General features: G+C 59.5%; 19 protein-coding genes. 13 read left to right on the top strand and 6 right to left on the bottom strand.

Annotation, left to right across the window (positions count from 1 at the left end):
• Positions 1-58: 58 nt before the first annotated feature.
• Positions 59-463 (top strand): F0F1 ATP synthase subunit epsilon, encoded by a 405-nt coding sequence (locus tag DESU86_RS05550; RefSeq protein ID WP_179980138.1) that lies wholly within the window; start codon positions 59-61, stop codon positions 461-463.
• Positions 464-1,113: 650 nt separating this feature from the next.
• On the top strand, positions 1,114-2,919 hold the full coding sequence (lepA, locus tag DESU86_RS05555) for a translation elongation factor 4 (RefSeq protein ID WP_179980139.1): 1,806 nt from the start codon (positions 1,114-1,116) through the stop codon (positions 2,917-2,919).
• A gap of 321 nt (positions 2,920-3,240) precedes the next feature.
• Here the strand turns inward: lepA and DESU86_RS05560 are convergent, their stop codons facing one another.
• Complete coding sequence (locus tag DESU86_RS05560; protein ID WP_232088275.1) at positions 3,241-3,597, bottom strand: hypothetical protein; 357 nt, start codon at positions 3,595-3,597, stop codon at positions 3,241-3,243.
• Positions 3,598-3,784: 187 nt separating this feature from the next.
• Here DESU86_RS05560 and DESU86_RS05565 point away from each other — a divergent pair, with 187 nt between their 5' ends.
• On the top strand, positions 3,785-4,465 hold the full coding sequence (locus DESU86_RS05565) for an IS1595 family transposase (RefSeq protein WP_179979375.1): 681 nt from the start codon (positions 3,785-3,787) through the stop codon (positions 4,463-4,465).
• A 207-nt stretch (positions 4,466-4,672) separates the two neighbouring features.
• On the opposite strand, the gene cydB is transcribed toward DESU86_RS05565, so the two are convergent.
• Both cydB and DESU86_RS05575 read right to left on the bottom strand, forming a co-directional pair.
• Positions 4,673-5,698, bottom strand: coding sequence for a cytochrome d ubiquinol oxidase subunit II (cydB, locus tag DESU86_RS05570; RefSeq protein ID WP_179980140.1), 1,026 nt, complete (start codon positions 5,696-5,698; stop codon positions 4,673-4,675).
• A gap of 2 nt (positions 5,699-5,700) precedes the next feature.
• A complete protein-coding gene (locus DESU86_RS05575) occupies positions 5,701-7,017 on the bottom strand; it encodes a cytochrome ubiquinol oxidase subunit I (protein WP_179980141.1) in 1,317 nt (438 codons plus the stop codon).
• A gap of 242 nt (positions 7,018-7,259) precedes the next feature.
• Between DESU86_RS05575 and htpG the strand changes: the two genes are divergently transcribed.
• Both htpG and DESU86_RS05585 read left to right on the top strand, forming a co-directional pair.
• Positions 7,260-9,236: a molecular chaperone HtpG gene (gene htpG, locus DESU86_RS05580; RefSeq protein WP_179980142.1), complete on the top strand. Its 1,977-nt coding sequence runs from the start codon at positions 7,260-7,262 to the stop codon at positions 9,234-9,236.
• 271 nt (positions 9,237-9,507) lie between these two features.
• Positions 9,508-10,742 (top strand): IS3 family transposase gene (locus DESU86_RS05585; RefSeq protein WP_179980143.1). Its coding sequence is split into 2 segments (ribosomal slippage): positions 9,508-9,865 and positions 9,865-10,742, totalling 1,236 coding nucleotides; the frame shifts between segments, so codons are not numbered across the junction.
• Positions 10,743-11,101: 359 nt separating this feature from the next.
• Here the strand turns inward: DESU86_RS05585 and DESU86_RS05590 are convergent.
• Positions 11,102-12,175, bottom strand: a complete 1,074-nt coding sequence (locus tag DESU86_RS05590; protein WP_179980144.1) for a M24 family metallopeptidase — start codon at positions 12,173-12,175, stop codon at positions 11,102-11,104.
• Positions 12,176-12,444: 269 nt separating this feature from the next.
• Here DESU86_RS05590 and DESU86_RS05595 point away from each other — a divergent pair, with 269 nt between their 5' ends.
• The 6 genes from DESU86_RS05595 to DESU86_RS05620 all read left to right on the top strand — a co-directional run bounded on the left by DESU86_RS05595 (position 12,445) and on the right by DESU86_RS05620 (position 19,996).
• The gene (locus DESU86_RS05595) at positions 12,445-13,254 is read left to right on the top strand and encodes an iron-sulfur cluster-binding protein (protein ID WP_179980145.1); all 810 of its coding nucleotides are present in this window, start codon (positions 12,445-12,447) and stop codon (positions 13,252-13,254) included.
• Between the two features lie 682 nt (positions 13,255-13,936).
• A complete protein-coding gene (locus DESU86_RS05600; RefSeq protein ID WP_179980146.1) occupies positions 13,937-14,863 on the top strand; it encodes a dihydroorotate dehydrogenase in 927 nt (308 codons plus the stop codon).
• A 3-nt stretch (positions 14,864-14,866) separates the two neighbouring features.
• Entirely contained in the window at positions 14,867-15,997 is a 1,131-nt protein-coding gene (locus DESU86_RS05605; RefSeq protein WP_179980147.1) for a hypothetical protein, read from the top strand.
• A complete protein-coding gene (locus DESU86_RS05610; RefSeq protein WP_232088276.1) occupies positions 15,994-17,157 on the top strand; it encodes an NAD-dependent epimerase/dehydratase family protein in 1,164 nt (387 codons plus the stop codon). Before DESU86_RS05605 ends, DESU86_RS05610 begins: the two co-directional genes overlap by 4 nt.
• Entirely contained in the window at positions 17,154-19,145 is a 1,992-nt protein-coding gene (locus tag DESU86_RS05615) for an ABC-F family ATP-binding cassette domain-containing protein (RefSeq protein ID WP_179980148.1), read from the top strand. Before DESU86_RS05610 ends, DESU86_RS05615 begins: the two co-directional genes overlap by 4 nt.
• A 437-nt stretch (positions 19,146-19,582) precedes the next feature.
• Positions 19,583-19,996 (top strand): (deoxy)nucleoside triphosphate pyrophosphohydrolase, encoded by a 414-nt coding sequence (locus DESU86_RS05620; protein ID WP_179980149.1) that lies wholly within the window; start codon positions 19,583-19,585, stop codon positions 19,994-19,996.
• A gap of 415 nt (positions 19,997-20,411) precedes the next feature.
• Here DESU86_RS05620 and hemW read toward each other — a convergent pair whose 3' ends face one another.
• Positions 20,412-21,845 (bottom strand): radical SAM family heme chaperone HemW, encoded by a 1,434-nt coding sequence (gene hemW, locus DESU86_RS05625; RefSeq protein ID WP_179980150.1) that lies wholly within the window; start codon positions 21,843-21,845, stop codon positions 20,412-20,414.
• A gap of 373 nt (positions 21,846-22,218) precedes the next feature.
• Positions 22,219-22,815: a flavodoxin family protein gene (locus DESU86_RS05630; RefSeq protein WP_179980151.1), complete on the bottom strand. Its 597-nt coding sequence runs from the start codon at positions 22,813-22,815 to the stop codon at positions 22,219-22,221.
• A gap of 131 nt (positions 22,816-22,946) precedes the next feature.
• Here DESU86_RS05630 and DESU86_RS05635 point away from each other — a divergent pair, with 131 nt between their 5' ends.
• Together DESU86_RS05635 and DESU86_RS05640 are read left to right on the top strand one after the other, a co-directional pair.
• Positions 22,947-23,336, top strand: a complete 390-nt coding sequence (locus tag DESU86_RS05635; RefSeq protein WP_179980152.1) for a winged helix-turn-helix transcriptional regulator — start codon at positions 22,947-22,949, stop codon at positions 23,334-23,336.
• 284 nt (positions 23,337-23,620) lie between these two features.
• Positions 23,621-25,126, top strand: a complete 1,506-nt coding sequence (locus DESU86_RS05640; RefSeq protein WP_179980153.1) for a leucyl aminopeptidase — start codon at positions 23,621-23,623, stop codon at positions 25,124-25,126.
• Positions 25,127-25,128: the final 2 nt, after the last annotated feature.

Raw genomic sequence — 25,128 nt, forward strand, 5'->3', positions numbered from 1 at the left:
CCGCGTGGCGCGGTCACTGGACAAACGCATCTGGCATATCAGGAGCGAAGGAGTACCTATGGGCACACTGCAACTGGAAGTGGTGACGCCGGACAAAACCGTGGTAAGCGGCGAAGTTGAAATGGCCGTCTGCCCCGGTGTTGAAGGCGAATTCGGCGTGCTGCCCAAGCACGTCTCCCTGCTCTCCGCTCTCAAGATTGGTGGTCTGCGCTACAAGGTGGCAGGCGGCAAGGAGGAACACGTGTTCATTTCCGGCGGTTTCGCCGACGTGAACAACGACGTGCTCACCGTGCTGGCCGAGTCTGCCGAAATGGCGCAGGATATCGACACAGCAAGAGCCATGGCCGCCAAAGAACGCGCCGAACAGCGCATTGCCAGCCATGACGAGCAGATTGATTCGGTTCGCGCTGAAGCCGCATTGCACAGGGCTGTGATCCGCCTGCAACTGGCACAGTTCCGCTAGACCGTTTTTGTTCAGAGCTGACAGGCCGTGCGGCGTTTTTACGCGGTACGGCCTTTTTGTTTTTTTGGGGAAACGCTGATTTATTCCGTTTGGCGGCGTTGCTTCACTTTTTTTGAACCAGTCGAGGACGGAAGAGTCCACCCCTGCTTCAAAAAAAGATCGCGCCTTGCCAAACGAAATAACTGCGCCTTTCCAGCAGGCTCTTTATAGCATTTTCGCATTGAAAATATCCATTTTCAATGCTTCCAAGACGCCCGCTTCGGCGCATAACTGCGCAAATAAATTGCGCTTACGCCTCTGCTGCGGGCGTCTGCTCACGCAGACGCCTGAGCAATTTCAAAGTGAAATTGCTCTAATCGGTGCTCCAAAGAACAGATTTCCGCTGAAACGCTTCATATTTCAAATCTCCACTCTGTCGAAAAAGCTATTTTATCAAATCACACAATGTTGCTGTGCGCTGCACACTCACACGCTAGACGGGTAACACTCCTATTCGCCTGCACATAGCCGCGCAAGGTTGCACACAGGCTGAAATCCACCGCACCTGCCTCCGCTCTGGCCCGGCGAAAACGCTGGCCTTTGCATGGACTTCGTGACAAATCTTGGCTATACAGATCAGCTACGCAACCAGATTTTACGCAGGAAAAAACATGGTCAAGCAGGAAAATATACGCAATTTTTGCATCATCGCCCATATCGACCACGGCAAGTCCACCCTGGCAGACCGCATTCTGGAACTGACCAAGGTCGTCAGCCAACGCGAGGCGCGCCAGCAGTACCTGGACAGGATGGATCTGGAGCGCGAGCGCGGCATCACCATCAAGGCCCAGACCGTGCGCCTGCCCTACTTTGCCGCCGACGGTCAGGAATATGAGCTCAACCTCATCGACACGCCTGGCCACGTGGACTTCAACTATGAAGTATCACGCTCCCTGGCCGCCTGCGAAGGCGCGCTGCTGGTGGTTGACGCAACCCAGGGCGTGGAAGCGCAGACCCTGGCCAACGTATATCTTGCCTTGGACCACAACCATGAAGTGTTGCCTGTTCTCAACAAGATAGACCTGCCCAGCGCCGAGGTCGAACGCGTCAAGGCCGATATTGAAGAAAGCATCGGCCTCGACTGCTCCCAGGCGCTGTCCGTATCCGCCAAGACGGGCCTGGGCGTTGATGCCGTGCTTGAAGCCATCGTCAATCACCTGCCCGCGCCCAAGGGCGACAGGGCGGCTCCCCTCAAGGCGCTTATTTTTGACTCCTGGTACGACAGCTACCAGGGGGTCGTGGTGCTCTTCCGCGTTATGGACGGCGTCATTCGCAAGGGCGAAATCGTGCGCCTCATGAGCACGGGCAAGGACTATGAAGTGCTGCGCCTGGGCGTATTTTCGCCCGAAGCCGCTGACGTCAAGGAACTGCTGGCAGGCGAAGTGGGTTTTCTCTGCGGTTCCATCAAGGAGCTGGGCGACGCCCGCGTGGGCGACACCATCACCCACGCCGACCGCCCGGCCGCAAGCCCCGTGCCCGGCTTCAAAGAAGTGAAGCCCATGGTTTTCTGCGGCCTCTACCCCACAGAATCCGAGGACTACGAAAACCTCAAGAGCGCCCTGGAAAAGCTGCAACTCAACGACGCGGCCTTTTCCTATGAGCCTGAAACGTCACAGGCCCTTGGCTTCGGTTTTCGCTGCGGCTTTCTTGGCCTGCTGCATATGGAAATCATTCAGGAACGGCTGGAGCGGGAGTTTGAGGTCGGCCTTATCGCCACCGCGCCTTCAGTGGTGTACAAGGTTGACACCAATGACGGCAAGACGCTGGAAATCGACAACCCCAGCCATCTGCCCGATCCCACCAAGATCCACACGCTGTACGAGCCCTACGTCAACATGGACATTCATGTGCCCAATGAATACGTGGGCAACGTCATGAAGCTCTGCGAAGAAAAGCGCGGCACTCAGAAAAACCTGCACTACCTCGCTTCCAACCGCGTGGTGGTCACCTACGAACTGCCCTTTGCGGAAATCGTGTACGACTTTTTTGACAGGCTCAAGTCCGCCACTCGCGGCTATGCCTCCATGGACTATCATCCCCTGGACTACCGGGCCTCCGACCTCGTGCGCCTCGACATCATGCTCAACGGCGAAACCGTGGACGCCCTGGCCGTCATCGTACACCGCGATCGCGCCTATACCTACGGACGCGGACTGGCCCTCAAGCTCAAACGCAGCATCCCGCGCCAGCTCTTCCAGGTCGCCATTCAGGCCGCCATTGGACAGAAAATCATTGCCCGCGAAACCGTCTCCGCCTTCCGCAAGGACGTTACCGCCAAATGCTACGGCGGCGACATCACCCGTAAGCGTAAGCTGCTCGAAAAGCAGAAGGAAGGCAAACGCCGCATGAAACGCATGGGCAACGTGGAGCTGCCGCAGGAGGCATTTCTGGCCGCGCTCAAAGTGGGCGACGATTAGATCTGTGAGGGGGAGAAAGTTTGTGGGGGAGGGACCCTTTTGAAAAAGGGTCTCCTCCCCCACGCCCCCACCCCCTAAAACTTTTAGTATAGTTACGTATAGTTCGAAGTTTTTTACTCCGAAACGGGCAACTCGGCGAAGCGCCTGTCAGGCGCCACACCATCGCAAAATTCGTCTTTGGAAGCGCCAAAGCCAAATGCCTAAACCGGGGAAGAATCTGCATAACGATTCTTCCCCGGTTTTTCTTGTCTGTACGTTGGGGTGCAACCTGCACGCGGGAGTCCGTGCGCACAGCCCAAGGCCTTTCAGGCCAAAAACCCGCTACATCCAGATGTGCATATGCCGCATCCGCTCATCGCTCACGCCCATACGCCGCATGCACATGTCAAAGTAGGCCCGCCAGGGAAAGTAGCTCGTGTCGCCCCGCCATTCAGGATTCATTGATGTGGCTTCGCGTTTGCACTGCCTGTAGGCTTCAAGGTCCTGCTGTTCTTCAAACGTCAGGGGCCGATGCTCGCGCGGCGCGCACGCGCCAAGGCCCAGTGCAAGGGCAAGGCACAGCGCCATTACTGGCAAAAATCGCCCGCCCCTTGCCTTGACCGCCGTCACAGAGCCGGATTCTTTCCCGGCCCGTCCTGGCCGCATCCGACGCCACAAGGCCATTGCTGTCTTCTTCATATTTCCTCCGCCAACACTGTTCCTCACTCACGCCTTTTGCGCCCGCACACACTCCCTTATGGAGAGTTCAGTCTGGCACGGCCGTGAACAAGAAGTGACAAACAGCCTGCAGGATTGGACCACCAAGACCACAATAAAAGTTGGGTCATGACTAGCTGAGAGGCCAACAAAAGGCTAAAAGCTAAGTATGGCAACAAAAAACAAGTATGCTTATCGTTCGAGAATTTCCGAGGACAAAATCCGTCAAATCGTAAGGCTGTTTGCCGTTGATTTGGACGCCTCTCAAATTGCCGAGGTCACGAGCCTCAACCGCAATACCATTAATAGGTATCTCGCTGCGTTCCGGGAAAGAATCGCCCAGTACTGTGAGGCGGAATCGCCTGTCAGCGGTGAGGTTGAGGTTGATGAAAGCTACTTTGGAGCGCGCCGGGTCAGAGGTATCAGAGGTCGGGGTGCTCGTGGCAAAACTATCGTTTTCGGCCTGTTTAAACGCAATGGGCACGTCTACACCGAAATTGTGCCCGACTGTTCAAAAGCCACTCTCCAGGGCATCATCAGAGGTCGCGTTGAACTTGAGAGCGTTATTCACTCTGACGGATGGCGTGGCTATGATGGTCTTGTAGACCTTGGCTATCAAAAGCATTTTCGTGTTCAGCACGGCAATAACGAATTTGCAAACAACCATTCCCACATTAACGGGATTGAAAGCTTTTGGGCCTTTGCAAAAACTCGGCTCGTCCGATTTAGAGGCTTGCACCAGCACACTTTTTATTTTCATTTGAAAGAATGCGAGTTTAGATTTAACCATCGGCGAGAGGACATATACAAATTGGTGCTCAAAATGCTCCGCAATTTTCCTCTCAGCTAGTCATGACCCTAAAAGTTTTAGGGGGAGGGGGTGTGGGGGAGGAGACCCTTTTTCAAAAGGGTCCCTCCCCCACAAAGCATTCCAACGTGCCTTTACTTAAACATAACCCACACTGGCCTCATGCTCCAACCTACCTCTTTTTCTTTACAATGCACAAGGCCGCGCCCTTTGGGGGCGCGGCCTTGTTTCAACCATTTTGCAGCAGCCTTAATAGGCGTGATCGTCGTCCAGATCCTTGGGCAGCACCGGCTCTGAGAACAGCCGGTACATCCAGAACTGGTACAGAAGCACGATGGGCACCATGACCAGAGCCACCCCAAGCATGATCTTGAGCGTCAGCTGGCTTGAAGCCCCGTTAAAGGCCGTCACTGTGGCGGCAGGATCAATGGAAGAGATGATCATGCCGGGGAACATGCCCACGACGCCGAAGAAGGTGACGCCCAGGATGAACAGCGCGCTGAACGCCCAGGCGCACCAGAGCTTGCCAGCGTGCAGCATGATGCGCGCGCCCACAAGTCCTGCCAGGGCCAGCAGAGGCAGCACCAGCAGAATGGGCATGGCCAGATAGTTATCAAACAGCTTGGTGTAAAACGCCGAGAGAATAAGAAAGGCCACCAGCAGCACCAGCATGATGGGCCACATAAAGCTGGCCGTGGCTACCGCGCGGATTTGCAGGTCGCCGTGGCTCTTGATGGCCAGCCACAGCGAGCCGTGCAGCACGAACATGCAGAGAAAGAACACGCCGCCCGCCAGCCCGTACACATTGAGCAGGGCGAGCAGGTTGCCGTGGTAGACGCCCTGGGCGTCCACGGGAATACCCATAAAAAGGTTGGCAAAGGCCACGCCCAGCAGGATGCAGGGCACCAGGTTGGACACAAAGTGCACGCAGTCCCACAGGCTACGCCAGGCATCGTGCTCGACCTTGCTGCGGAACTCAAAGGATACCGCCCGGAAGATCAGGGCGAAAAGCAACATCAGCAAAGGCGCGTACAGCGCGCTGAACATGACCGCATAGGCCTTGGGAAAAGCCGCGAAGGTCACGCCGCCTGCGGCGATAAGCCACACTTCGTTGCCGTCCCAGAACGGCCCGGCGGCATTGTACATGATGCGGCGTTCCGACTCGTTTTTGCCCAGAAAAGGCAGCAACGTGCCCATACCAAGGTCAAAGCCGTCCAGAATGAAGTACACGGCCCACAGTAATGCCCACAGCACAAACCAGATGGTTTCCAGCATGGCTACACCTCCTGGGCGTCCGGGCCCTTGATGGCAAATTTGCGCAACAAATAGATGTCCAGGATGCCGAGCAGCGAGTACACGCCGATAAAGGCGATCAGCGAGATAAGCACGTTATCGGCCGGAACCGGCGAAACGGCATCCGTTGTACGCATGAGATTATAGACTATCCAGGGCTGACGGCCAATCTCCGTCACGGCCCAGCCCACCATCAGGCCGATGTAGGGCAGCGGAATATTGAGCACAAGCAGCTTGAGAAGCAGACTGTTGGGCACATCCTTTTTGCGTTGCAGAAAGGCCCAGAAGGAAAGCGCCAGGAATATGCCGCCAAGGGCGACCATGGTGCGGAAGGTAAGGAAGGTCGGCAGCACAGGCGGCCTGTCTTCCTTGGCAAAAGCCTTGAGGCCCTTGACTTCGGCGTGCACGTCGTCAAAGGCGATCCAGCTCAGCAGGCCAGGAATGCCGAGGGCCTGCACGGTATTGGTTTCATTTTCGGCGTCAGGCCACACCAGCAGGTAGAAGGGCACATCGGTATGCGTTTCCCAGTGCGCTTCCATCGCCGCCAGCTTGGCGGGCTGATACTTGGCCACGGTCTTGCCCTGCTGGTCGCCCGAAAGGGCCAGAAGCAGCGCGAAAATCAGGGTAAAGGGAGCCACCATCTTGAACGCGCGGCGGAAAAAGTCGGTATTGCTGCCGCGCAACAAGTGCCAGGAAGAAACGCCAAGCACAAAGAAGCCGCCAAGTACCCACGAAGCAAGGACCGTATGCGCGAACATGCCCCAGCCATATGGGTTGGTGACGACCTCGTAAAAGTTCGCCAGTTCCGCGCGTTTTGTGACTTCATTGATGTAGTAGCCCACGGGATTCTGCATGAATCCGTTGGCAAGGATGATCCACAGGGCGGAAAGGTTGCCCGCGAGGGCAACCAGCCAGATGCAGGCCAGATGCAGCCTCTTGCCCACGCGGTTCCAGCCGAAGTGCCACACCGCAAGAAACGTGGATTCAAGAAAAAAGGCCACAGTGGCCTCAATAGCAAGGAGCGAACCAAAAATGTCGCCCACGTATTCCGAATATCGTGACCAGTTGGTGCCGAACTGGAATTCCAGCGTGATACCGGTCACCACACCCAGGGTAAAGTTTATGACAAACAGCTTGCCCCAGAATTTGGCCTGTTTTTTCCAGAATTCGTCGCCAGTACGCACATAGCGGGTTTCCATCAGGGCAATGATTACCGAGAGGCCCAGCGTGAGAGGCACGAAAATGAAGTGAAAAAACACGGCCACAGCAAATTGCAGACGCGAAAGCATTACAACGTCCATTAGGCCCTCCTTATATATCCTATTTGTGCTTACTCTTTTCGCCCGTTGAAGGCAAGTGATTATGAATATCGATATCCTCTTATTCCCTTGTGTGGCGCTGGTTTAAATGTCCCGCCACCGTGACGAAAATGCCCTTGCGGCAAGGCGTGGGCCCATTTTTTTTCACAACAATGCCTCTTCAGCTCTTGAAAAAACTAAAAGCTGCATTACCTCTAAAGATATCACTTTTCAGGAGGTTTGTCATGGCAGAGGCTGGTAAAAAACCCCGCCAATTCCGTGCAGAGGTGCGTAAGGTTTTACACATCCTGACCAACTCTCTGTATACCAATCGTGAGATTTTCTTGCGTGAACTCATTTCCAACGCCTCGGACGCGCTGGACAAGCTGCGCTTTCGCGTCAATCGCGGCGAAAGCCCCAAACTGCCCGACCTGCCGCTGGAAATACGCATAACCCTTGATAAGGACGCCAAAACCCTCACCATAGCCGATACCGGCCTTGGCATGACGGCGGAGGAACTGGCCGAGAACCTGGGCACCATTGCCAAATCGGGCTCCGAGCAGTTTCTGGCCGACATCGCGGCCGAAAATGCCGCCAAGGCCAAGTCCGGCAACGGGCGGGCCGACGACAGCGAAGAGGGCGAAGAAGCCGTGGCGGACGCCGCCAACATTATCGGCCGCTTTGGCGTGGGCTTTTATTCCGTCTTTATGGTGGCCAACAAGGTTGCCGTCACATCGCGCCCGGCTTTTGGCGATGACGACGCGGCCCACACCTGGGCCAGCGACGGTCTTGGCACCTACACAGTGACCCAGTCCGACGAGGCCGAACCTGCGCGCGGCACGGTCATCAAGGCATGGCTCAAGGACGACGCCGTGGAGTTTCTTGAAAAATTCCGCGTTGAGTCGGCCATCCGCAAGCATTCTGCCTTTGTGCCTTTTCCCGTTTTTGTGGACGGCGAGCAGGCCAATACGCAGCCTGCCCTGTGGCGCGAGCCCAAGTTCTCCATCACCAAGGAGCAGTACGCGGCCTTTTACAAGGCCCTTACCTACGACAGCGCTGACCCGCTGGACGAACTGCACTTTTCGGTGGACGCCCCCGTGCAGTTCAACGCCCTGCTCTTCATCCCCAACAGCGCGCAGGATTTCTTCGGCTCCGACCGGGACTTCTGGGGACTTGATCTCTACGCCCGCCGCGTGCTTATCCAGCACCGCAACAAGGAACTGATCCCCGAATACCTGGCCTTCCTCAAGGGCGTGGTGGATACCGAAGACCTGCCCCTGAACATTTCACGCGAAACCCTTCAGGAAAACGTGGTTCTGCGCAAGATCAGCCAGGTTATCGTCAAGCAGACCCTCAACCACCTTGAAAAACTCGCCCGCGACGATGCCGAAAAATACAGCGCCTTCTGGCGGCTGCACGGCAAGGTCTTCAAGCTTGGCTATCATGATTTTGCCAACCGCGAGCGCATCACCGCCTTGCTGCGCTTCAACTCCTCCACCCTGGCCGACGCCGAGGCCCTGACCAGCCTTGACGGCTATATGGAACGCGCCCCCGAAGGCCAAAAGACGTTCTGGTTTGTGGCCGCGCCCAACCGCGAGGCCGCCCGCCTGAACCCGCACATGGAGCGCTTCCGCCAGAAGGGCATTGAAGTTCTTTATCTCTATGAGCCCATTGACGAATTCGTCATGGACGGCCTTGGCCGCTACAAGGAATGGGAGTTCAAGTCCGTGGAGGCCGCCTCCGACGACGCGCTCAAGGATTTTGCCGACAAGGAAGAGCCCGCCCGCGAGGCAGTGTCGCCCCTTTCAGACGAGGACTCCACCAGCTTTGAGTCCCTGCTGGCCAGAATGAAGGAAGTTCTTGGCGACAAGGTTACGGACGTGCGTGTTTCGCACCGCCTGGCCGACAGTCCTGCCGTGCTTGTGTCGCCTGACGGCGGCATGTCCTCGTCTATGGAAAAACTGCTCAAGGTCATGCAAAAGGACGACTCTCTGCCGGTCAAGGTGCTGGAAGTCAACCGCGATCATCCCCTGCTCCGCAACATGCTGCGCATGTTCAAGGCCGACAGGGACGACAAGACCCTGGCCGAAATGACGCAGGGCCTCTTTGACGCCAGCCTGCTGCTGGACGGCTACCTCAAGGACCCGCAGGCCCTCGCCGCACGCACCAACAAGCTGCTTGAAGAAGCTGCCGCGTGGTACACCGAGGTTCGCAAGATATAGAGCAGGTTCACCGTGGAAAACACTGATTAAAGAGCCTCTTGGAAACGCGCAGTTGTTTCGTTTGGCAAGGCGCGATCTTTTTTTGAAGCAGGAGTGGACTCTTCCGTCCTCGACTGCTTCAAAAAAAGTGAAGCAACGCCGCCAAACGGAACAAATCAGCGTTTCCTTTGGAATGCCTTGTGGGGGAGAGCCCCTTTTGCAAAAGGGTCTCCTTGGAGTAGCCCCCATTTCGACCGGACACCCCTCTAACTAAGGAGGAGGTGCTGGAACTATGTCTGGAACTAGTGCTAAAACAAGTTCAACGGTGGAGATAGTAAACATAACGCCCCGTCGCCGTTGGTCTGTCGGCGAGAAAGTTCGCCTGATAGAGGCCAGCATGGCCCCAGGTCAGTCGGTTTCTCTGGTGGCACGAACGTATGGCGTTGCTCCCAATTTGCTTTACCGCTGGAGAAAGCAGATGAGTGAAGGCGGCAAAACAGCCATTGGAGCCAATGACGAGGTTGTCAGCGTTGCCGAAGTAAAGGCCCTGAAAAAGCGAATCCGTCAGTTGGAACGCGTCCTTGGCAACAAAACACTGGAAGTGGAAATCCTCAAAGAAGCTGTTCGCATTGGCCGCGAAAAAAAACTTATCTCGCGGCTGCCCTTGTCCGGCGTGGAGGATTTCCAGTGAAACGGGTCACAGACGCCCTGGCGGTGTCCCGATCCAACACCTATGAACGTAGCCGCAGCCCACGGCCTCGCCCGGAACGATACAGCAAAGCAGAAGACGCATTCCTTCTACCGCTGATCGTCGAACTTTTGGGCGGACGCCAGACCTACGGCTATCGGCGTATCCAGCGACTGCTTAATCGGCAACTGGTTGCCGATGGGCGCACTCCGGTCAACCATAAACGTGTGTACAGGATAATGAGGCAAAATAACCTGTTGCTGGCACGGTTTACTGGCAGCCAACCTGACAAGGCACACACGGGCAAGGTTTCCACACTACAAAGAAATCAGCGTTGGTGCTCTGACGGGTTTGAGATTGCCTGCGACAACGGTGAGCGGGTGCGCGTCATTTTTGCCCTGGATACTTGCGACCGAGAAGTTATGGCCTATGCCGCCACCACTGGCGGGTACAGTGCTGACATGGCGCAAAGCGTCATGCTGGCATGCGTTGAAAAGCGGTTTGGGGATGTCAAAACATTGCAGCCAGTTGAATGGCTCTCCGACAACGGCTCCTGCTACACGGCAAGAGAAACAGTAACGTTTGCCGCCGCCTTGGGCATCGTCAGCAAGTTTACTCCAGTTCGCAGCCCTCAAAGTAACGGTATGGCTGAAGCTCTCGTCAAAACATTCAAAAGGGATTACGTCTTCTGCAATGATCGACCGGATGCCGAAACTGTGATGGCGCTACTCCCTTGCTGGTTTGAAGACTATAATGAAAATGCCCCGCACAAGGCCCTGCGGATGCTCTCGCCTCGTGAGTTTATCCGTTCATTGCAAATCTTGGAGTGTCCGGTTTAGCAGGGGCAACTCCACTCCTCCCCCACGCCCCCACCCCCCAAAACTCTTATTATGGTTTGGAGGGGGGGTGAAAGGGTTTTCTGATTTGGGACGGGACGTTGGAGAGAGGCTCTGCCAGGCATCCCCCGCCCAAGGTTTCGCCAAGCGGTTACGCATCATACCCCACGCCAAAAATACGGAAAGCCGGGATTGCCCCCGGCTTTCCGTATTTTTATGACTCATGTGGCTACGACCAATTAATGCACAGCGTGCGATCCTTCGTCACGGGCGCGACGCAGCCACAACACCCCGGAGCATCTCAAAGCAGCGCCGCACCGAAAAGCACGGGGCCACAAAATGCAGCATTTCAAAAAGCGGGATTACAAAATGCGCACGCCGTCTTCTTCCACCAGCACGGTATATTCCCAGCGCACCCCGCCCCACTTGTTGTAGTAGAGGCCCGGTTCCACCGTGACCACCATGCCCGGCTCAAGCACGCCTTCTGAGCGCGGCGAAAGGCTGGGGGCCTCGTGGGTTTCAAGCCCCACGCCGTGTCCCAGGCCGTGGGTGAACGCGTCTGCCGTTCCGGCCTTTTCAAACACCGCGCGGGCGTGCCCATAGGCGTCGCGCATGGGCTGGCCGGGCCGCATGGATTCAATGGCGGCGGTCTGCGCCTGACGTACCAGATCATAGGTGCGGCGGAACTCGTCCGTGGGCCGTTCGCCCACCCAGAAGGTGCGGGTCTGGTCAGAGCAATAGCTGTCCACGCGGCAACCCACGTCAATGAGCACAGGGCAGTTGTCCGTGATGACGTCCTCGCCGGGTATGGCGTGGGGCAGGGCCGCATTTTTTCCCACAGCCACAATATTGGCAAAAGCCAGTTCCGAAGCGCCGTTTTCACGGAAAAAGCGTTCAATGAGCCAACTGACCTGGGCTTCCGTGCGGCCCGGTTCCAGCTGGCTTTCCACCCATTGCAGCATCTTGTGGTTGAGGCTGAAAGACTTTTCCAGAGCCGCCACTTCGCAGGGCTCCTTGATGCGGCGCAAATGCTCCACAAGACCGTCCGCGGCTTCGCAGTAAAGGCCCGGCCCGGCCTGACGCAGATCACGGGCAAAGGCCAGGCTCATGCCCTGCGCCTCCACGCCGATGCGCCCGCCGCAGCGCCGCAGCAGTCCGTGAATATCCCGTGCCGCATAGCCGCCGTAAATAAAAATGCGTTCCACATCCCACAGACGGGTGGCGGCATCCAGATAGCGCGCGTCCGTGGCGAGCCAGTCGCGCCCGTCGGCGGTGATGACCAGCCGCCCGGCGCTTTCATTGTACTGCGGATCGTGCAGTTCAAAACCCGAAAGATAAAAACGGTTGGCAGCCTGGCTGACAAGCAGCGCATCCAGACCGCGAGCCCGCATGGCCTGACGCAATTTTTCGCGACGGTTGGCATACATATGGTTCATGACGGTTCTCCTGCCTGTAGTGTAGCGCGTGTGCGGCAGGCTGAAAAGTTGAAAATGTCGTGCATTGTGCGCAGTTTGCGCCGCCACGGCAGCGCCGGGGGCGGGCAGGCGGGCGGGCAGGCTGCCCAGAGACTCCACAAATGCCTTCCCCGCCGACCGCGCCACTGTTGTGAACCCATAAAATGCATACAAAAAAAGAGTATTTAATTGTCCACTTATCCGGATCCCCCCGGTTGACCACCCGAGCAAGTGCGCCTATACTTTTTCGCATGTCGCAACCTACTTCATGCGAGCTGAGTGTTCTGGACCTCGTCCCCTTTGGGCAGACCGGCAACGAAAGCCGCTTCTTCGCACTGCGCCTTACCCGCCCTGAATGGACCAAATGGCGGCCCGGCCAGTTTGTCATGCTCCGCCCCCAGTCTTTCGGCCTTGAAATTCCCTGGGCGCGGCCCCTTGGCATATGCCATATGACGGCCCGGCACATGATCTGTTTTTTTCAGGTCGTGGGCAAGGGCACACGCCGCATGTCCGAACTGCGCCCCGGTGAAAAGGTTCGCGTATGGGGACCTCTGGGCAACGGCTTTGCCATTGAGCCCGACACGCCTACCCTGCTTCTGGCAGGGGGCATGGGCATTGTCCCCTTTGTGGGCTATGTGAGCGAACACCCCAAGCCCTGGAACGTCAGCATGCTTTTCGGCCACCGCGAGCCCATTAGCTGCTATCCCGTGGACAGCATCAATGAGCATGTGCCGCTGGACAGCCTGCGTGAAACCGTGCCCGGCGACCTGGACAACTTTATATATTCCATTCAGGAACGCATGGCCGAATTTGCCGAACAAAAGGGATTGGTGCTGGCCTGCGGGCCCACGCCCTTTATGCAGACAGTGCAAAAATTTGCCGCCGAGCTTGGCGTGCGTTGCCAGCTTTCTCTTGAAAACCGCATGGCCTGCGGCGTGGGCGCCTGCCTTGGCTGCGTGAGCAAAACCACTGAAAACTGGCCCGTGCCCGACAAACGTGGCGGGCAGGTGCAGGTGTGCAATCACGGCCCCATATTCTGGTCGGATCAGATTGAACTGTGATGCGGCATTACGGTAACACGCCCGCCTGACGGCGCGGCGTGTTTGCCATATGGGCAGGAGATTGCGGCCTGCCCGCCATAATGACCCCATGCTGCAATGCTGCGATGTCGCATTGTCGCCACGTGATCAAAAAAAACAGCTGCCGGGCAGGCTTGCGTGACTTTACAGCGCAAATTTACTGCGCGGGTCGTGCAGCACGGTTCCACAGCGCGATATACTGCGCGGTCAAATTCTGCGGTCAGACGGCGCGGATAAATGGCGCGAATTGCGCGGATAAACGGCGCGGTTTTGCTTTGCGGTTTTCGCAGCGCGGGCTTTACAAAAATTCGCGCAGAGCCGATAGTCGCTGCTTGCCTGATCTGCCTTCAAGGACGTTGGCGGGTAAAAGATCCGCTCTTTGACCCGCAGACAGACTGCGCCTCAAGCGTATTTTTCGCATTGCCGTCACGGCAAAGCCCTTACGAGGCAGCAAGGCAAACGCGGCCGCAAGGCTGAAAGCCGGGGCAAAATCCGGCACTGAACGGCCTGCCGCCCGGCGGAGCAGCGCCGCCACTGATTGCGGCAGCGGCAGAAAGCAAACAACGCCCGTGAAGGCTCACCCGAGACGGGCATACAACCCCTCACCGCCCCCGCGCAAGGCTTTGCGCTAAGGCGGGTCTGCGCGGTTACTGGAGAACGCGGCATGGATCTTTCCGTCACATTGAACGGGCAGACGCACGATCTGTCCCTCAAAAATCCCATACTTACGGCCTCCGGAACCTTTGGCTACGGCCTGGAGTTCGCCACCTACGGCGATCTTGCCAGCCTCGGCGGCATGGTGGTCAAGGGGCTTTCCCTCCAGGCCCGCGAAGGCAACCCCACCCCCCGCATCGTGGAAACCACGGCGGGCATGCTCAATGCCGTGGGTTTGCAGAATGACGGGGTCGATGTCTTTTGCTCGCAAAAGCTCCCTGCCCTGCCCTGGCAGGAAACGCCCGTTATCGCCAATATTTATGCAAGCTCTGTCGAAGATTTCGGCCTGCTGGCCGCCCGCCTCAACGATGAGGAAGGCGTGGCCGCGCTTGAGGTCAACGTGTCCTGCCCCAATGTGCGCGAAGGCGGCATAGCCTTTGGCCAGGATCCCCGGATGCTGGCGCAGGTGACAGCCGCCGTGCGCGGCGCAGCGCCGGACAAGCACGTCATGGTCAAGCTTTCGCCCAATGTCACCGACATTGCCGTCATGGCCCGTGCCGCTGAAGAAGCCGGCGCGGACAGCATCTCCTGCATCAACACGCTTCTCGGTATGGCCGTTGACCTGCAACGCCGTCGTCCGTCCCTGGCCAACGTGGTCGGCGGCCTTTCCGGCCCCGCCATCAAGCCCGTGGCCCTGCGCTGCGTATGGCAGGTCGCCAGCGCGGTAAAGATTCCCGTGGTGGGCGTGGGGGGCATCTCGTGCGTCGAGGACGTGCTGGAATTCATTTTGGTGGGCGCGCACGCCGTTCAGGTGGGCACCGCCAGCTTCATGCGGCCGGACTGCGCCTTTGATCTGGTGAAGGAGCTTCCCGCCGCCTGCGAACGCCTGGGCGTTTCTTCGCTGAACGAGCTGCGCGGCAGCCTGCAACTGGGCTGATGTATGGCGCTTACCATCACCGCCGTCCGCTCTGAAGCGGAGTTCGCCCAGTTTCTTGACCTGCCCTGGGGCATCTACGCCCAAAGCCCTTTGTGGACGCCGCCCATCAAGAGCCAGGAGCGCGAACTGCTCACCCCTGGCGAGCATCCCTTCTGGGAAAGCGCCCGCCGTGAACTTTTTCTCGCTGCGCGCGACGGGCGGCTTGTGGGCCGCATCGCCGCCATCGTGGATGAGAAGTACAATGCCTACGCGGGCGAAACTTGCGGAGGCTTTGGTTTTTTTGAGTGTGAAGACGACGGGGAAGCCGCCCATGCCCTGCTGGACGTCGCCAGAGACTGGCTGGCCGGCCAGGGCATGACCTTCATGCGCGGGCCGCTGAACCCCTCCACAAACTATACCTGCGGACTGCTGGTGGACGGCTTTGAGCTTGCGCCCACCATCATGATGCCCTGGAACCCGCCGTACTACCCCGTACTGCTGGAAAGCTGGCATCTGCGCAAGGAACAGGACCTCTTCGCCTATCTTCTTGAAAGAAGCCGCTTCAATCCGCCGGAGTGGCTCCATGACGAAGTGGCCCGTCTCAAGGCCGAGGCCCATTTCACCTGCCGCACTTCCAGCAAGGCCACGCTGACTGAAGACATCCGCGACATGCTGGCCCTGTACAAGGTCTCGTGGGCGGACAACTGGGGCTTCTCGCCCCTTTCGGACGGCGAGGCCGAGCAGCACGTCAAGGAACTGAAAAGCGTGCTGGACCCGGAATTTTTCGTCCTCTTTTACCACAACGGCGAACCGGCCGCCGGCATGGTGGCCCTGCCCGACATGGCCCCGCTGCTCCGGCGGCTCAACGGCAAGCTCGGCCTCTCCGCCCTGTGGCACTGGTGGCGCGCGCGGGCCGAGATACGCGGCGGTTACCGCACCATTCTTTTCGGCATCCGTGAAGAATTCAGGCTCATGGGCCTGCCCTTGCTGCTGCTGGACTTCATGCTGGAAAAAGCCCGGCTGCGGCCGGACTTTCAGTGGGTGGAAGGTTCGTGGGTGCTTGAGGACAACGTGGCCATCAACGACCTTCTTGAAGATTTTTCGGGCCGCCTCACCAAACGCTACCGCATCTACCGCAGGGAGATTGAGGCATGAGCACGGCAGGCTGCGCCGCAGATATGGAACAGGCTGGCCCCGCCTGCACCGAAGGCTCCAGCGAGGCGGATTTTGCCGCCGCCGGGCATCTTGCGAACGTGCGGGTGCTGCTTACGGGCGGCACGGGTTTTGTGGGCCGCCACCTGCTGCCGCAACTGCTGCAGGCAGGGGCGCGCGTCACCTGCCTCACGCGGGCAAGCTCACACACGGCGGGCCTGCCTGAAGGCGTGGCCGTGGCCCAGGCCGATCTCGGCACCGGGCGCGGCCTGGCTGAAGCCCTTGAGGGGCAGGATGTGGTCATCCACATGGCCGCCCTTCTTTTCGGGCTGGGCTGGCAGGACTATCTGCGCGCCAACGCACGCGCCGCCGCCTGCCTGGCCGAGGCCATCCGCCAGGCCGACGGCAGCGCCGCCAGGCGCGGCCAGCCGGGCATGCAAAGGCTGGTGCTGGTGTCCAGCCAGGCGGCCACCGGCCCCTGCGGCACGGCCCCGGGCGTGGACGACCATGCTTTGCCCGCGCCCGTGTCGGCCTATGGCTGGTCCAAGGCGCTGAGCGAACAGATTCTGGGCCGCGCCCTTGGCGACCGCATGGTCACCTTGCGCCCGCCCATCATTTACGGATCGGGCGACAAGGGCCTTTTGCCCGTCTTCAAGGGGGCCATGCGCGGCGTGGCCGTGAGCCCCGGCTTTGGGCGGGAATTTCCTGTCAGCGCCGTACACGCGCGCGACATGGGCCAGGCCGTCATATGCGCTTGCAGGCCCGACGCCCGGGGCGTCTACCACCTCAATGACGGGCAGGCGCACAACATGAGCGATTTTTGCCGCGCCATGGGCCAGGCCGTGGACAAGGCACTGAAACGCCGCAGGCACGAGGTGCATGTCATCCACATGCCTCTGCCCATTATGGCGCTCACGGCGGGGCTTTCATCCGCCTTCGGCATTGTTGCCGACGCCCTGCTGGGCAGGCTGCCCGCCTCCTTCGGCGGCCGTCTGCGCCGCGCGCCCAACTGGAACCTGGACAAATACCGCGAAGCCCGGCAAGCTGGCTGGCTGAGCGATGGCAGCCGCATTCGGCGAGAACTTGGCTTCACCCCCTGCATGAGCCTTGAGGCTGGCATGGTCGAAGCAGTGGAAGGCTACCGCCGTGAGGGCTGGTTGTGAAAATAACGATTCAGGAACTTTCAAAATCTTTTGGCGGACGGGACATCTTCAGCAATTTTTCGCTGGAGGTGGATTCCGGTGTGCGCCTGTGCGTCTGTGGCCCCAACGGTACGGGCAAGTCCACGTTTTTGCGGCTGCTGGCCGGGGTGGACTCCGCTGACGGCGGGCGCGTCATTTTGCCGCGCGGCTGCCGCATGGGCTATGTGGAGCAGGAGCTTTCAGAAGAGGCGCTCAATACGCCGCTGCTCACCTACGTTCTGGACGTGCTGCACGACTGGAGCGACTTCTGGACGCAGTGGGAAGAAGCCGCCGCCGACAAGGACGAATCCCGCCTTACGGAACTCATGCACCGCCAGAGCGAGCTTGAGTCGCTCTACGGGTACAACCCGGAGCACAGGGCCAAGGCCGTGCTTTCGGGTCTGGGGTTCGCTGAGCACAAGTGGGGCCGAACCCTGCGCGAACTCTCCGGCGGCTGGCGCGAACGCGCCAAGCTGGCCCGCGTGCTCACCGCAGGGGCCGACGTGCTCTTGCTGGACGAACCCACCAACCACCTGGACATGGAAGCCGTGGAATGGCTGGAGTCCTTTTTGCTGGACTTCAAGGGCGCGCTGGTCTTCGTGGCCCACGACCGCCGTTTTATGGACACGGTGGGCACGCACGTGCTCTATCTGGGCCTCTCCCGCCCCGTGTTCCGCAAAGCCACCTACACCCAGTTTCTGACCCTGCAGGACGAGTACAACGCCCAGCGCGAGCGCGAAGCCCGCGCCCTCAGGGAAGACCTTGATAAAAAAATGGCCTTTGTGGAGCGTTTTCGCGCCAAGGCCACCAAGGCCCGTCAGGCTGGCTCACGTCAGAAGATGGCGAAAAAGCTTGAAAAAGAGCTTGAAGACTACAGGCCGGAACCCAAGCGCAAAGAGCTGAACTTTTCCTGGCCCGAAGCGCCGCACTCCGAAAAAATCGTTCTGGCGGCCGCTGATCTGGATTTTCATTTCGGCGACGGCAAAGTCATGTGGCCGCCCCTGACCTTTACCCTGTACCGTGGGCAGCGTGTTGCCCTCGTTGGGCACAACGGCTGCGGCAAATCCACCTTGCTCAAGCTGCTGGCGGGCACGCTGGAACGCTGCGGCGGCAATCTGGCCACGGCCACGCAACTGCGCATGGGCTACTATACCCAGCACCAGATGGAGACCCTGCGCGACGACACCACGGTGCTCAGCGAAATACGCCGTCTGTCCGACCCGCGCACCACGGAAGAAGAGCTCATGAGCGTGCTCGGCCTCTTTCTTCTGGGGCAGGACTATTTTGACAGGCAGGTGGGCGCGCTCTCCGGCGGTGAAAAAAGCCGCCTTGTGCTGGCGAGCCTGTTTCTGAAACGCTGCAACTTCCTGCTGCTGGACGAACCCACCAACCATCTGGACCTTGAAAGCCGCGAGGCGCTGGTGTCGGCCCTGCAAAAGTTCACGGGAACCCTGCTCATGGTCGCCCACGACCGCTGGCTGCTTTCGCAGGTGGGCGCGGAGGCCTGGGAGCTTGACAGAAAAGGCATTACGGTGTTTCCCGACTTTGTGGCCTATGACGCGGAACGCCGCGCGCGCAACGCTGCGGCGGGCGCGGGCGGCAACGGCCAGGGCGCGCAGGCGCAGGAAGCCGGATCAGCCGGGGACGCCGGCCAGGGCCTTTCGCGTGAGGAGCAAAAACGCCTCAAACGCGAACAGGCCGAAAGACGCAATGCCCTGCACAAGGAGCTCAAGCCCCTGCAAGGCAAGTATGACGCCCTGGAAAAAGAACTGGCCAAGGTGCTGGACGAACAGGGAACGGTTGAGGGCCAACTGGCCGACCCGGAAATTTACGCCGATCACGCGCGTTCCTCGGAACTGCTGAAAACCTTTGAGGCATGCAAAAAGCGCGGCGAAGACCTTTTTGAAGAAATGACCGCTCTTGAGGAGCGCATGGACGCCGTGCGCGGCCGGTGGAATACCGACGACTAGCCCGGGGAAACGGCGTTTTTGCCGTGGCCATGGCTGAACTGATCGGTGCGACAGCGGGGGCGCTTTCGGAAAACCAGCGGCTTGGACCTGCCCTGCTGCCCTAGTACAGATTAACTTTGAAATGCAGCACATTTCAAAGTTAAAATGCTCTAACGGCAGGCAGTGCGGCAGGCTTTTGGTCGCGCGTTCTGAAAGATATCTGGAGCAGACCACCGTTGAGAATGCCCTTCTCAACGGGTTTTTGACATGTCCGCTTCTGTGCTTATTTTAAAAGACTCACAGCCTTCACGACGGCGCTGCGCACGCGGCCGCCAGAGCAGTTTCAATGTGAAAAAGCTCGGCGGGCGGGCCAGGGCGTCGCATTACCCGTGGGCATGCCACAACATGGCAGACCTGCGGCGCAATTTCTCAAGAGATTCAGAGGGAAAAGATCGGGGATGGAGTACACGCAAACAATTGATGTGGCAGCGGGCATAATCTGGCGCGGCGGACTTTTTCTTGCCGCCCAACGGCCCACCAACAAGATCATGGAAGGCTACTGGGAGTTTCCCGGCGGCAAGCTTGAGGGCAATGAAAGCCCGGAAGAAGCGCTTAAACGCGAACTGGCCGAAGAACTGGGCATAGGCGTCAGCGAGGCCAGCTACTGGCAGTGTGTTGAGCACCATTACGCGGATCGGAAGCTCATCGTACGCCTGTATTTTTTTCATGTTACCGGATTTGCGGGCGAACCCTGCCCCGTGGAAGGGCAGAATCTGCGCTGGGTCAGCCCGGACGAGGCCCCGGACCTGGGCTTTCTGCCCGCCGACGCGGGCGTACTCGGACAGCTTCTGTCCCTCGGCAAGCTCCACTAGAGCATTTAACACTTGAAATGCTCGCGTACGGCAGGCAAAAGCCCGCCTACTCGCATTTCGTGGCAAGGATTTTCAGAAAAATCCTTGCAGAGCATTTAACTCATTTCATTCGTAAACTGCTCTAGAGAGAGTAGCTTTGAAATGCTTTGCGCGAAAAGACCCCTTGTAAAAGGGCCTTCTTTGTGTCTACCCTGTCGTAAAAAATATCTATTTATATTTCAGCCTATTATGTGAAATACCCAGACACTCAGGGTATTTCATGGACAGCGCTTCCCTAAAAAAAACTCCAGGGCAGCACATTTGCCCAAGAATGCGGCACACGCAAAAAGCCTCCGTGGGCGCGACCGCTGGCCTTGAACCTCAAGCGCACACCCCATGCCCGCGCCATCACGCTGAGCGCATCATGCCTCATTTCTCAGGCTTTGGGCCACTGCACCGGGCGTATTTCCGGACTGCTGCGGGCGTTCCTTTTATGACCCAGCGGCCCGGCGGGAATCACAACATCCTGCGCCGCTGCGTCAGCCGCTTCCGCCGCCGACCCTGCCGCCCCTGCCATCATATCTCCCGACTGTCCGGCCACCTGGCCCACGGCCCCTTCCGCCAGTACAGCCTCGCCAAGACTGCCAGCGCCAGTGCCGACAGCGGGCTTCACATCGGGACGTGCTCCGGGAGCCAGCCCCTGCTTGAGAACTTCGCGCGTGCGCGCAAAGAGATTGCTCAAAATGGAGTTGGACACCAGCATGCCGCTGCGCGTCAGCCGCAAATACCCGTTCCGTATGCGTATGAGTCCGTTTTCATGCAGGGCCTGCACCAGGCGCTGGTGATCGCGCACAAAGTCCCGCCCGGTCATCTCCCGGTAGGCTTTGACCTGCAACCCGCGTGACGTGCGTAGCCGCAGCATGAGCAGTTCAAGCACGCGCGTCTGCGCATCAAGCACTTCCACTTCCTGCCCGAGGCTTCCGTCGCGGGCGCGCATGTCCCAGGCTCTCTGGCTGGCCGGGTTGGTCCAGCGCTGCCCGTCTATGGTCGATGTGGCGGATGGCCCGAGGCCCAGATAGTCCTCGCCTTCCCAGTAGCCCATATTGTGGCGGCACTGAAAGCCCATGCGGGCGAAATTCGAGATCTCATAGTGCAGGTAGCCGTGCTGTTCCAGCAGGGCCGCGCCTTCCATAAACATGATGTTCTGGTCGCGCTCCGTGGGCAATATCAGGCGGCCGTCCTCCACGTCCAGTTCCAGAGGCGTGCCCGGCTCCACAGTCAGGCCATAGGCCGAGATATGATCCGGGCTCATGCGCATGACGTCCTTGAGGGTTTGCAGCCACTGCCGCACGCTCTGCCCCGGCAGGCCCCACATGAGGTCCACGTTGATGTTGGCGCAGCCAGCCTCCCGCGCCAGAAAGGCCGCGTGCAGACTGTCCTGAGCCTTGTGCGGACGCCCCAGCATGCGCAACATGCTGTCGTCAAGACTCTGAATGCCGATGGAAAGACGGTTGATGCCCGCTTCAAGATACTGGGTCACGCGGTGGCCGCCCCGCAGGGATTCGGGGTTGGCCTCAAGCGTCACCTCGGCCTTGGGCGCCAGTGTGAAGTAGCGGCCAAGGCGTTCCATAATGTGCCCGATGACGCGCGGCGGCAGCAGACTCGGCGTGCCGCCCCCGAAAAATACCGACTCCACCGTGCTGCCGCTCAGACGGTCGCCCCAGTGGGCCATCTCCATAAACAGGGTGTCCACATAGTCGCGCACCAAGGGCGATGACACAGGGTCCACCCCGCGCCCCAGAGGGTTGGAAAAAAAGGCGCAGTAGCGGCAACGCGTGCTGCAAAAGGGAACGTGGATATATACGAGCATGGTCCTTCCAGTGACAGAAAAATGGCGCGGTCAATGCGGCGGCAAGCCCCTGCGGAATAGCTGCAAAGATTATGCCCCACCATGCCCGCACCGCCCGCCCATGGCAAGACCAGCCTTGCCGCCGGAGCGCTGACAAGGCTGGTCTTCGACGCACCCCGGCCAGCACGGCGCGTGGCGCTTTCGTCTCTTGCAAAGTTACCCGTATCTTGTGAAGTTGCCGCAACTTGCGGAGCTTACCCACCTCTTGCGGGGAGCTTTCGTCTTTCGTGGGGTTTGCCCGTAGCTTGCGGGATTCGCCACGCCGTACTCAACCCGCTCGTCGCTTGCGGAGTTCGTCCGTAGCTTGCGGAGTTCGCCCGTATCGTCAAGGCCGCTATGCGGGAAAGCTCGCCAGATGCGGCGCTGTCGCCTTGCCGAGCCAGGCTATGGTGCGGCCAAGATGGTTCATGTTTTCCATACCGTAGCTGTCGTTGAGCACGTCTTTTTCATTGGTGCCATAACCCATGTTCCAGTAGCTCGACCCCGGCACGAGCATGCGCGACATGAGGAACATGTGGTTGATGCTGTCAAAGGCGTGCGTTGCGCCGCCCCGGCCCACGGCCACCACGGCGGCCCCTATCTTGCCCTGAAACAGGCCGCCGTTGACAAAGGCCACAAATCCGGCGCGGTCAACCAGCGCCTTCATCTCCGCGCTCATGTCGGTAAAATAGCAGGGCGTGCCAAGAATCAAGGCGTCCGCCGCGAGCATTTTTTCCAGAACGCCGTTGAGGATGTCGTTGTCAAACACACATCGCTGGTTCTTCTTTTCCGCACATTTCAGGCAGCCCCGGCAACCCTGGATCTTTTGGCCGCCAATCTGCACAAGCTCGGTTTCCCATCCTGCCTCTATCAGTGGCGACAGAACTTTTCCAAGCAATGTAGCCGTGTTTCCATTTTTTCTCGGACTTCCGTTAAGTGCCAGTGCTTTCATGATATTACTCCTTGCGAATCACGTTCTGTCCGGATACTATCCTTTTCATGCGATTTTGTAAGTACTGACAAAAAAGACATGTACTAACAAAAAATATAGTAAGAATATTTTTTACCAAGCCGGAGCTGCCCATGCCTGAGGCCTGCCAAACAAAAACACTGGGGAACAAGCCGTACCGCTGCGGCTTTGAGCTCACGCTTGACCTTATTGGCGGCAAATGGAAGCTCCTTATCATCTATTTTCTGGCGGAACGCCCTGTCCTGCGCTTTGGCGAACTGCGCCGCTGCCTGCCCGAGGTCAGCGAACGCATGCTGGTCAAGCAGCTTCGAGAACTTGAGCATGACGGCATCATTCACCGGGAAGCCTACGGAACCGTTCCGCCGCGCGTGGAATACTCACTGACGCCCATAGGCGTATCGCTCATCCCCATCATGCGCTCCTTGCGCGCCTGGGGCGACGGCTATGACGAAAAATTGCGGGGATTGGCCAAAAACCCGGAAAAAAACGCCGCCGCGACGTAAGCCTGGCAGGACTGTCGCTGCCCCGCGCGCCGCACCCCGGCGAGTGCCCTTTGCGGTCGTGTCCGCCTTCTCGTCGCTGCCCCGCGCGCCGCGCCCTGCGCATGACTTCTGACCGGCATGGGGATATCCCGTAACCACGGCGGCCCGGCTCGGCCTGTTGCGCTGCGCCCTTGGCAAAACGGGCCGGGCAGCGTATATTCCCAACCCGGACAGGCCGCCGCACCCAGTGCCCAAAGCCTGCCTACCACCGCACGCGTGCGGCACATATGAGGAGAACGCAGCCCATGGATATACGTTTTCAGAATCTTGGCCCGGAACACTGGAAGGCCGAAGTCATGCTGGCCCCTGTCTGCCAGGATGAAGCCCTGACGGAAGTCTGCCCCCAGATCGACAAGGCCGCGCCCTGGCTGGTCATCGCGCCCGCCCTGCGCGACTTCAAGGGCAAGACCGGCGAGCTTGCCCTCATGCACGGGCATCCCGAGCTTTCCGTGCCCCGCGTGCTGGCCGTGGGCCTTGGCCCCAGAGAAAAGGTGGACACCGCAGGCATCCGTAAGGCCATTGCCGCTGCCGTGCAGTTGTGCCGCCAGAAGGGCTACGCCTCCATACTGCTGCCCGAATCGGCTCTCGCCCGCCTGCCCGGCGGCCGCGAACGCCTGGTGGAAGAATGCGTGTGCGCGGCCCAACTGGCCCTGTACCGTTTTTCGGCGCTGAAAAAGGCCGACAAGGACGAGCCCGCCGATCCGCAGTGGCTGGCCCTCGGCTTTGACGGCGAAGAAGTGCCCGACGCTTCCCATGCCGCCGCCCGCCGTGGCGAAAACGCCGCCTGGGCCGTAGGCATGGCCCGCGATTTGTCCAGCACCCCGCCCAACCTGCTCTATCCTGAAAAGCTGGCCGAACGCGCCCAGGAACTGGCCCGCCAGAAGGGCTTTGCCTGCACAGTGCTTGACGAGCACGCCCTCGAAAAAGAAGGCATGGGCTGCCTCATGGCCGTGGGCCAGGGTTCGGGCCGTCCGCCCCGCCTCGTCATCATTGAATACGCCCCCAAGGGCCACGAACAGGACAAACCCCTTATCCTCGTGGGCAAGGGCATCACTTTTGACACGGGCGGCATCAGCCTCAAGCCCGCTCCAAACATGCACCAGATGAAGGCCGACATGACGGGAGCCGCCACCGTGCTGGCCGCCGTGGCCGCTCTGGCGCAGGAAGAGGCCCCCCGCCGGGTCATCGGCCTTCTGGCCTGCGCCGAAAACATGCCCGGAGGCCGCGCCATGCGCCCCGGCGATGTTGTGCGGGCCGCCAACGGCGATACCGTTGAAATCCAGAATACCGACGCCGAAGGCCGTCTTGCCCTGTGCGACGCCCTGGCCTATGCCCAGAAAACCTGGACCCCCGCCGCCATGGTAGACATAGCCACCCTCACGGGAGCCTGCGCTGTGGCCCTGGGCTCGCAGGTGGCCGGTCTTTTCAGCGATGATGAAGACCTCAGCGAGCGCATCCGCGCCGCCGGGGGCGCATGCGGCGAAGAATTCTGGCCCCTGCCCCTGTGGAAGCCCTATGCCGAGCAGTTGAAAAGCGACGTGGCCGACATCTGCCACATGGGCCCGCGCGAAGGCGGAGCCATCAACGCCGCGCTCTTTTTGCAGCACTTCATTCAGGAAGGGGTACGCTGGGCGCATCTGGACATTGCCGGGGTTGACTGGGCCGCCAAGCCCACCCCCCTGTGCCCCGCCGGGCCCTCGGCCTTTGGCGCGCGCACGCTGCTTGAACTGGCCAGGGGAGGCGTTCAGTAATG

The organism is Desulfovibrio sp. 86 (genome assembly GCF_902702915.1).
Classification (GTDB): domain Bacteria; phylum Desulfobacterota; class Desulfovibrionia; order Desulfovibrionales; family Desulfovibrionaceae; genus Desulfovibrio.

Excerpts from the sequence above, each read along its gene's own strand:
- hemW (WP_179980150.1), bottom strand. The coding sequence starts at position 21,845 with ATGCTCGTATATATCCACGTTCCCTTTTGCAGCACGCGTTGCCGCTAC.
- htpG (WP_179980142.1), top strand. The coding sequence starts at position 7,260 with ATGGCAGAGGCTGGTAAAAAACCCCGCCAATTCCGTGCAGAGGTGCGT.
- DESU86_RS05575 (WP_179980141.1), bottom strand. The coding sequence starts at position 7,017 with ATGGACGTTGTAATGCTTTCGCGTCTGCAATTTGCTGTGGCCGTGTTT.
- DESU86_RS05560 (WP_232088275.1), bottom strand. The coding sequence starts at position 3,597 with ATGAAGAAGACAGCAATGGCCTTGTGGCGTCGGATGCGGCCAGGACGG.
- DESU86_RS05640 (WP_179980153.1), top strand. The coding sequence starts at position 23,621 with ATGGATATACGTTTTCAGAATCTTGGCCCGGAACACTGGAAGGCCGAA.
- DESU86_RS05610 (WP_232088276.1), top strand. The coding sequence starts at position 15,994 with ATGAGCACGGCAGGCTGCGCCGCAGATATGGAACAGGCTGGCCCCGCC.
- DESU86_RS05635 (WP_179980152.1), top strand. The coding sequence starts at position 22,947 with ATGCCTGAGGCCTGCCAAACAAAAACACTGGGGAACAAGCCGTACCGC.
- lepA (WP_179980139.1), top strand. The coding sequence starts at position 1,114 with ATGGTCAAGCAGGAAAATATACGCAATTTTTGCATCATCGCCCATATC.
- DESU86_RS05600 (WP_179980146.1), top strand. The coding sequence starts at position 13,937 with ATGGATCTTTCCGTCACATTGAACGGGCAGACGCACGATCTGTCCCTC.
- DESU86_RS05550 (WP_179980138.1), top strand. The coding sequence starts at position 59 with ATGGGCACACTGCAACTGGAAGTGGTGACGCCGGACAAAACCGTGGTA.
- DESU86_RS05630 (WP_179980151.1), bottom strand. The coding sequence starts at position 22,815 with ATGAAAGCACTGGCACTTAACGGAAGTCCGAGAAAAAATGGAAACACG.
- DESU86_RS05595 (WP_179980145.1), top strand. The coding sequence starts at position 12,445 with ATGTCGCAACCTACTTCATGCGAGCTGAGTGTTCTGGACCTCGTCCCC.
- DESU86_RS05565 (WP_179979375.1), top strand. The coding sequence starts at position 3,785 with ATGGCAACAAAAAACAAGTATGCTTATCGTTCGAGAATTTCCGAGGAC.
- DESU86_RS05590 (WP_179980144.1), bottom strand. The coding sequence starts at position 12,175 with ATGAACCATATGTATGCCAACCGTCGCGAAAAATTGCGTCAGGCCATG.
- cydB (WP_179980140.1), bottom strand. The coding sequence starts at position 5,698 with ATGCTGGAAACCATCTGGTTTGTGCTGTGGGCATTACTGTGGGCCGTG.
- DESU86_RS05605 (WP_179980147.1), top strand. The coding sequence starts at position 14,867 with ATGGCGCTTACCATCACCGCCGTCCGCTCTGAAGCGGAGTTCGCCCAG.
- DESU86_RS05620 (WP_179980149.1), top strand. The coding sequence starts at position 19,583 with ATGGAGTACACGCAAACAATTGATGTGGCAGCGGGCATAATCTGGCGC.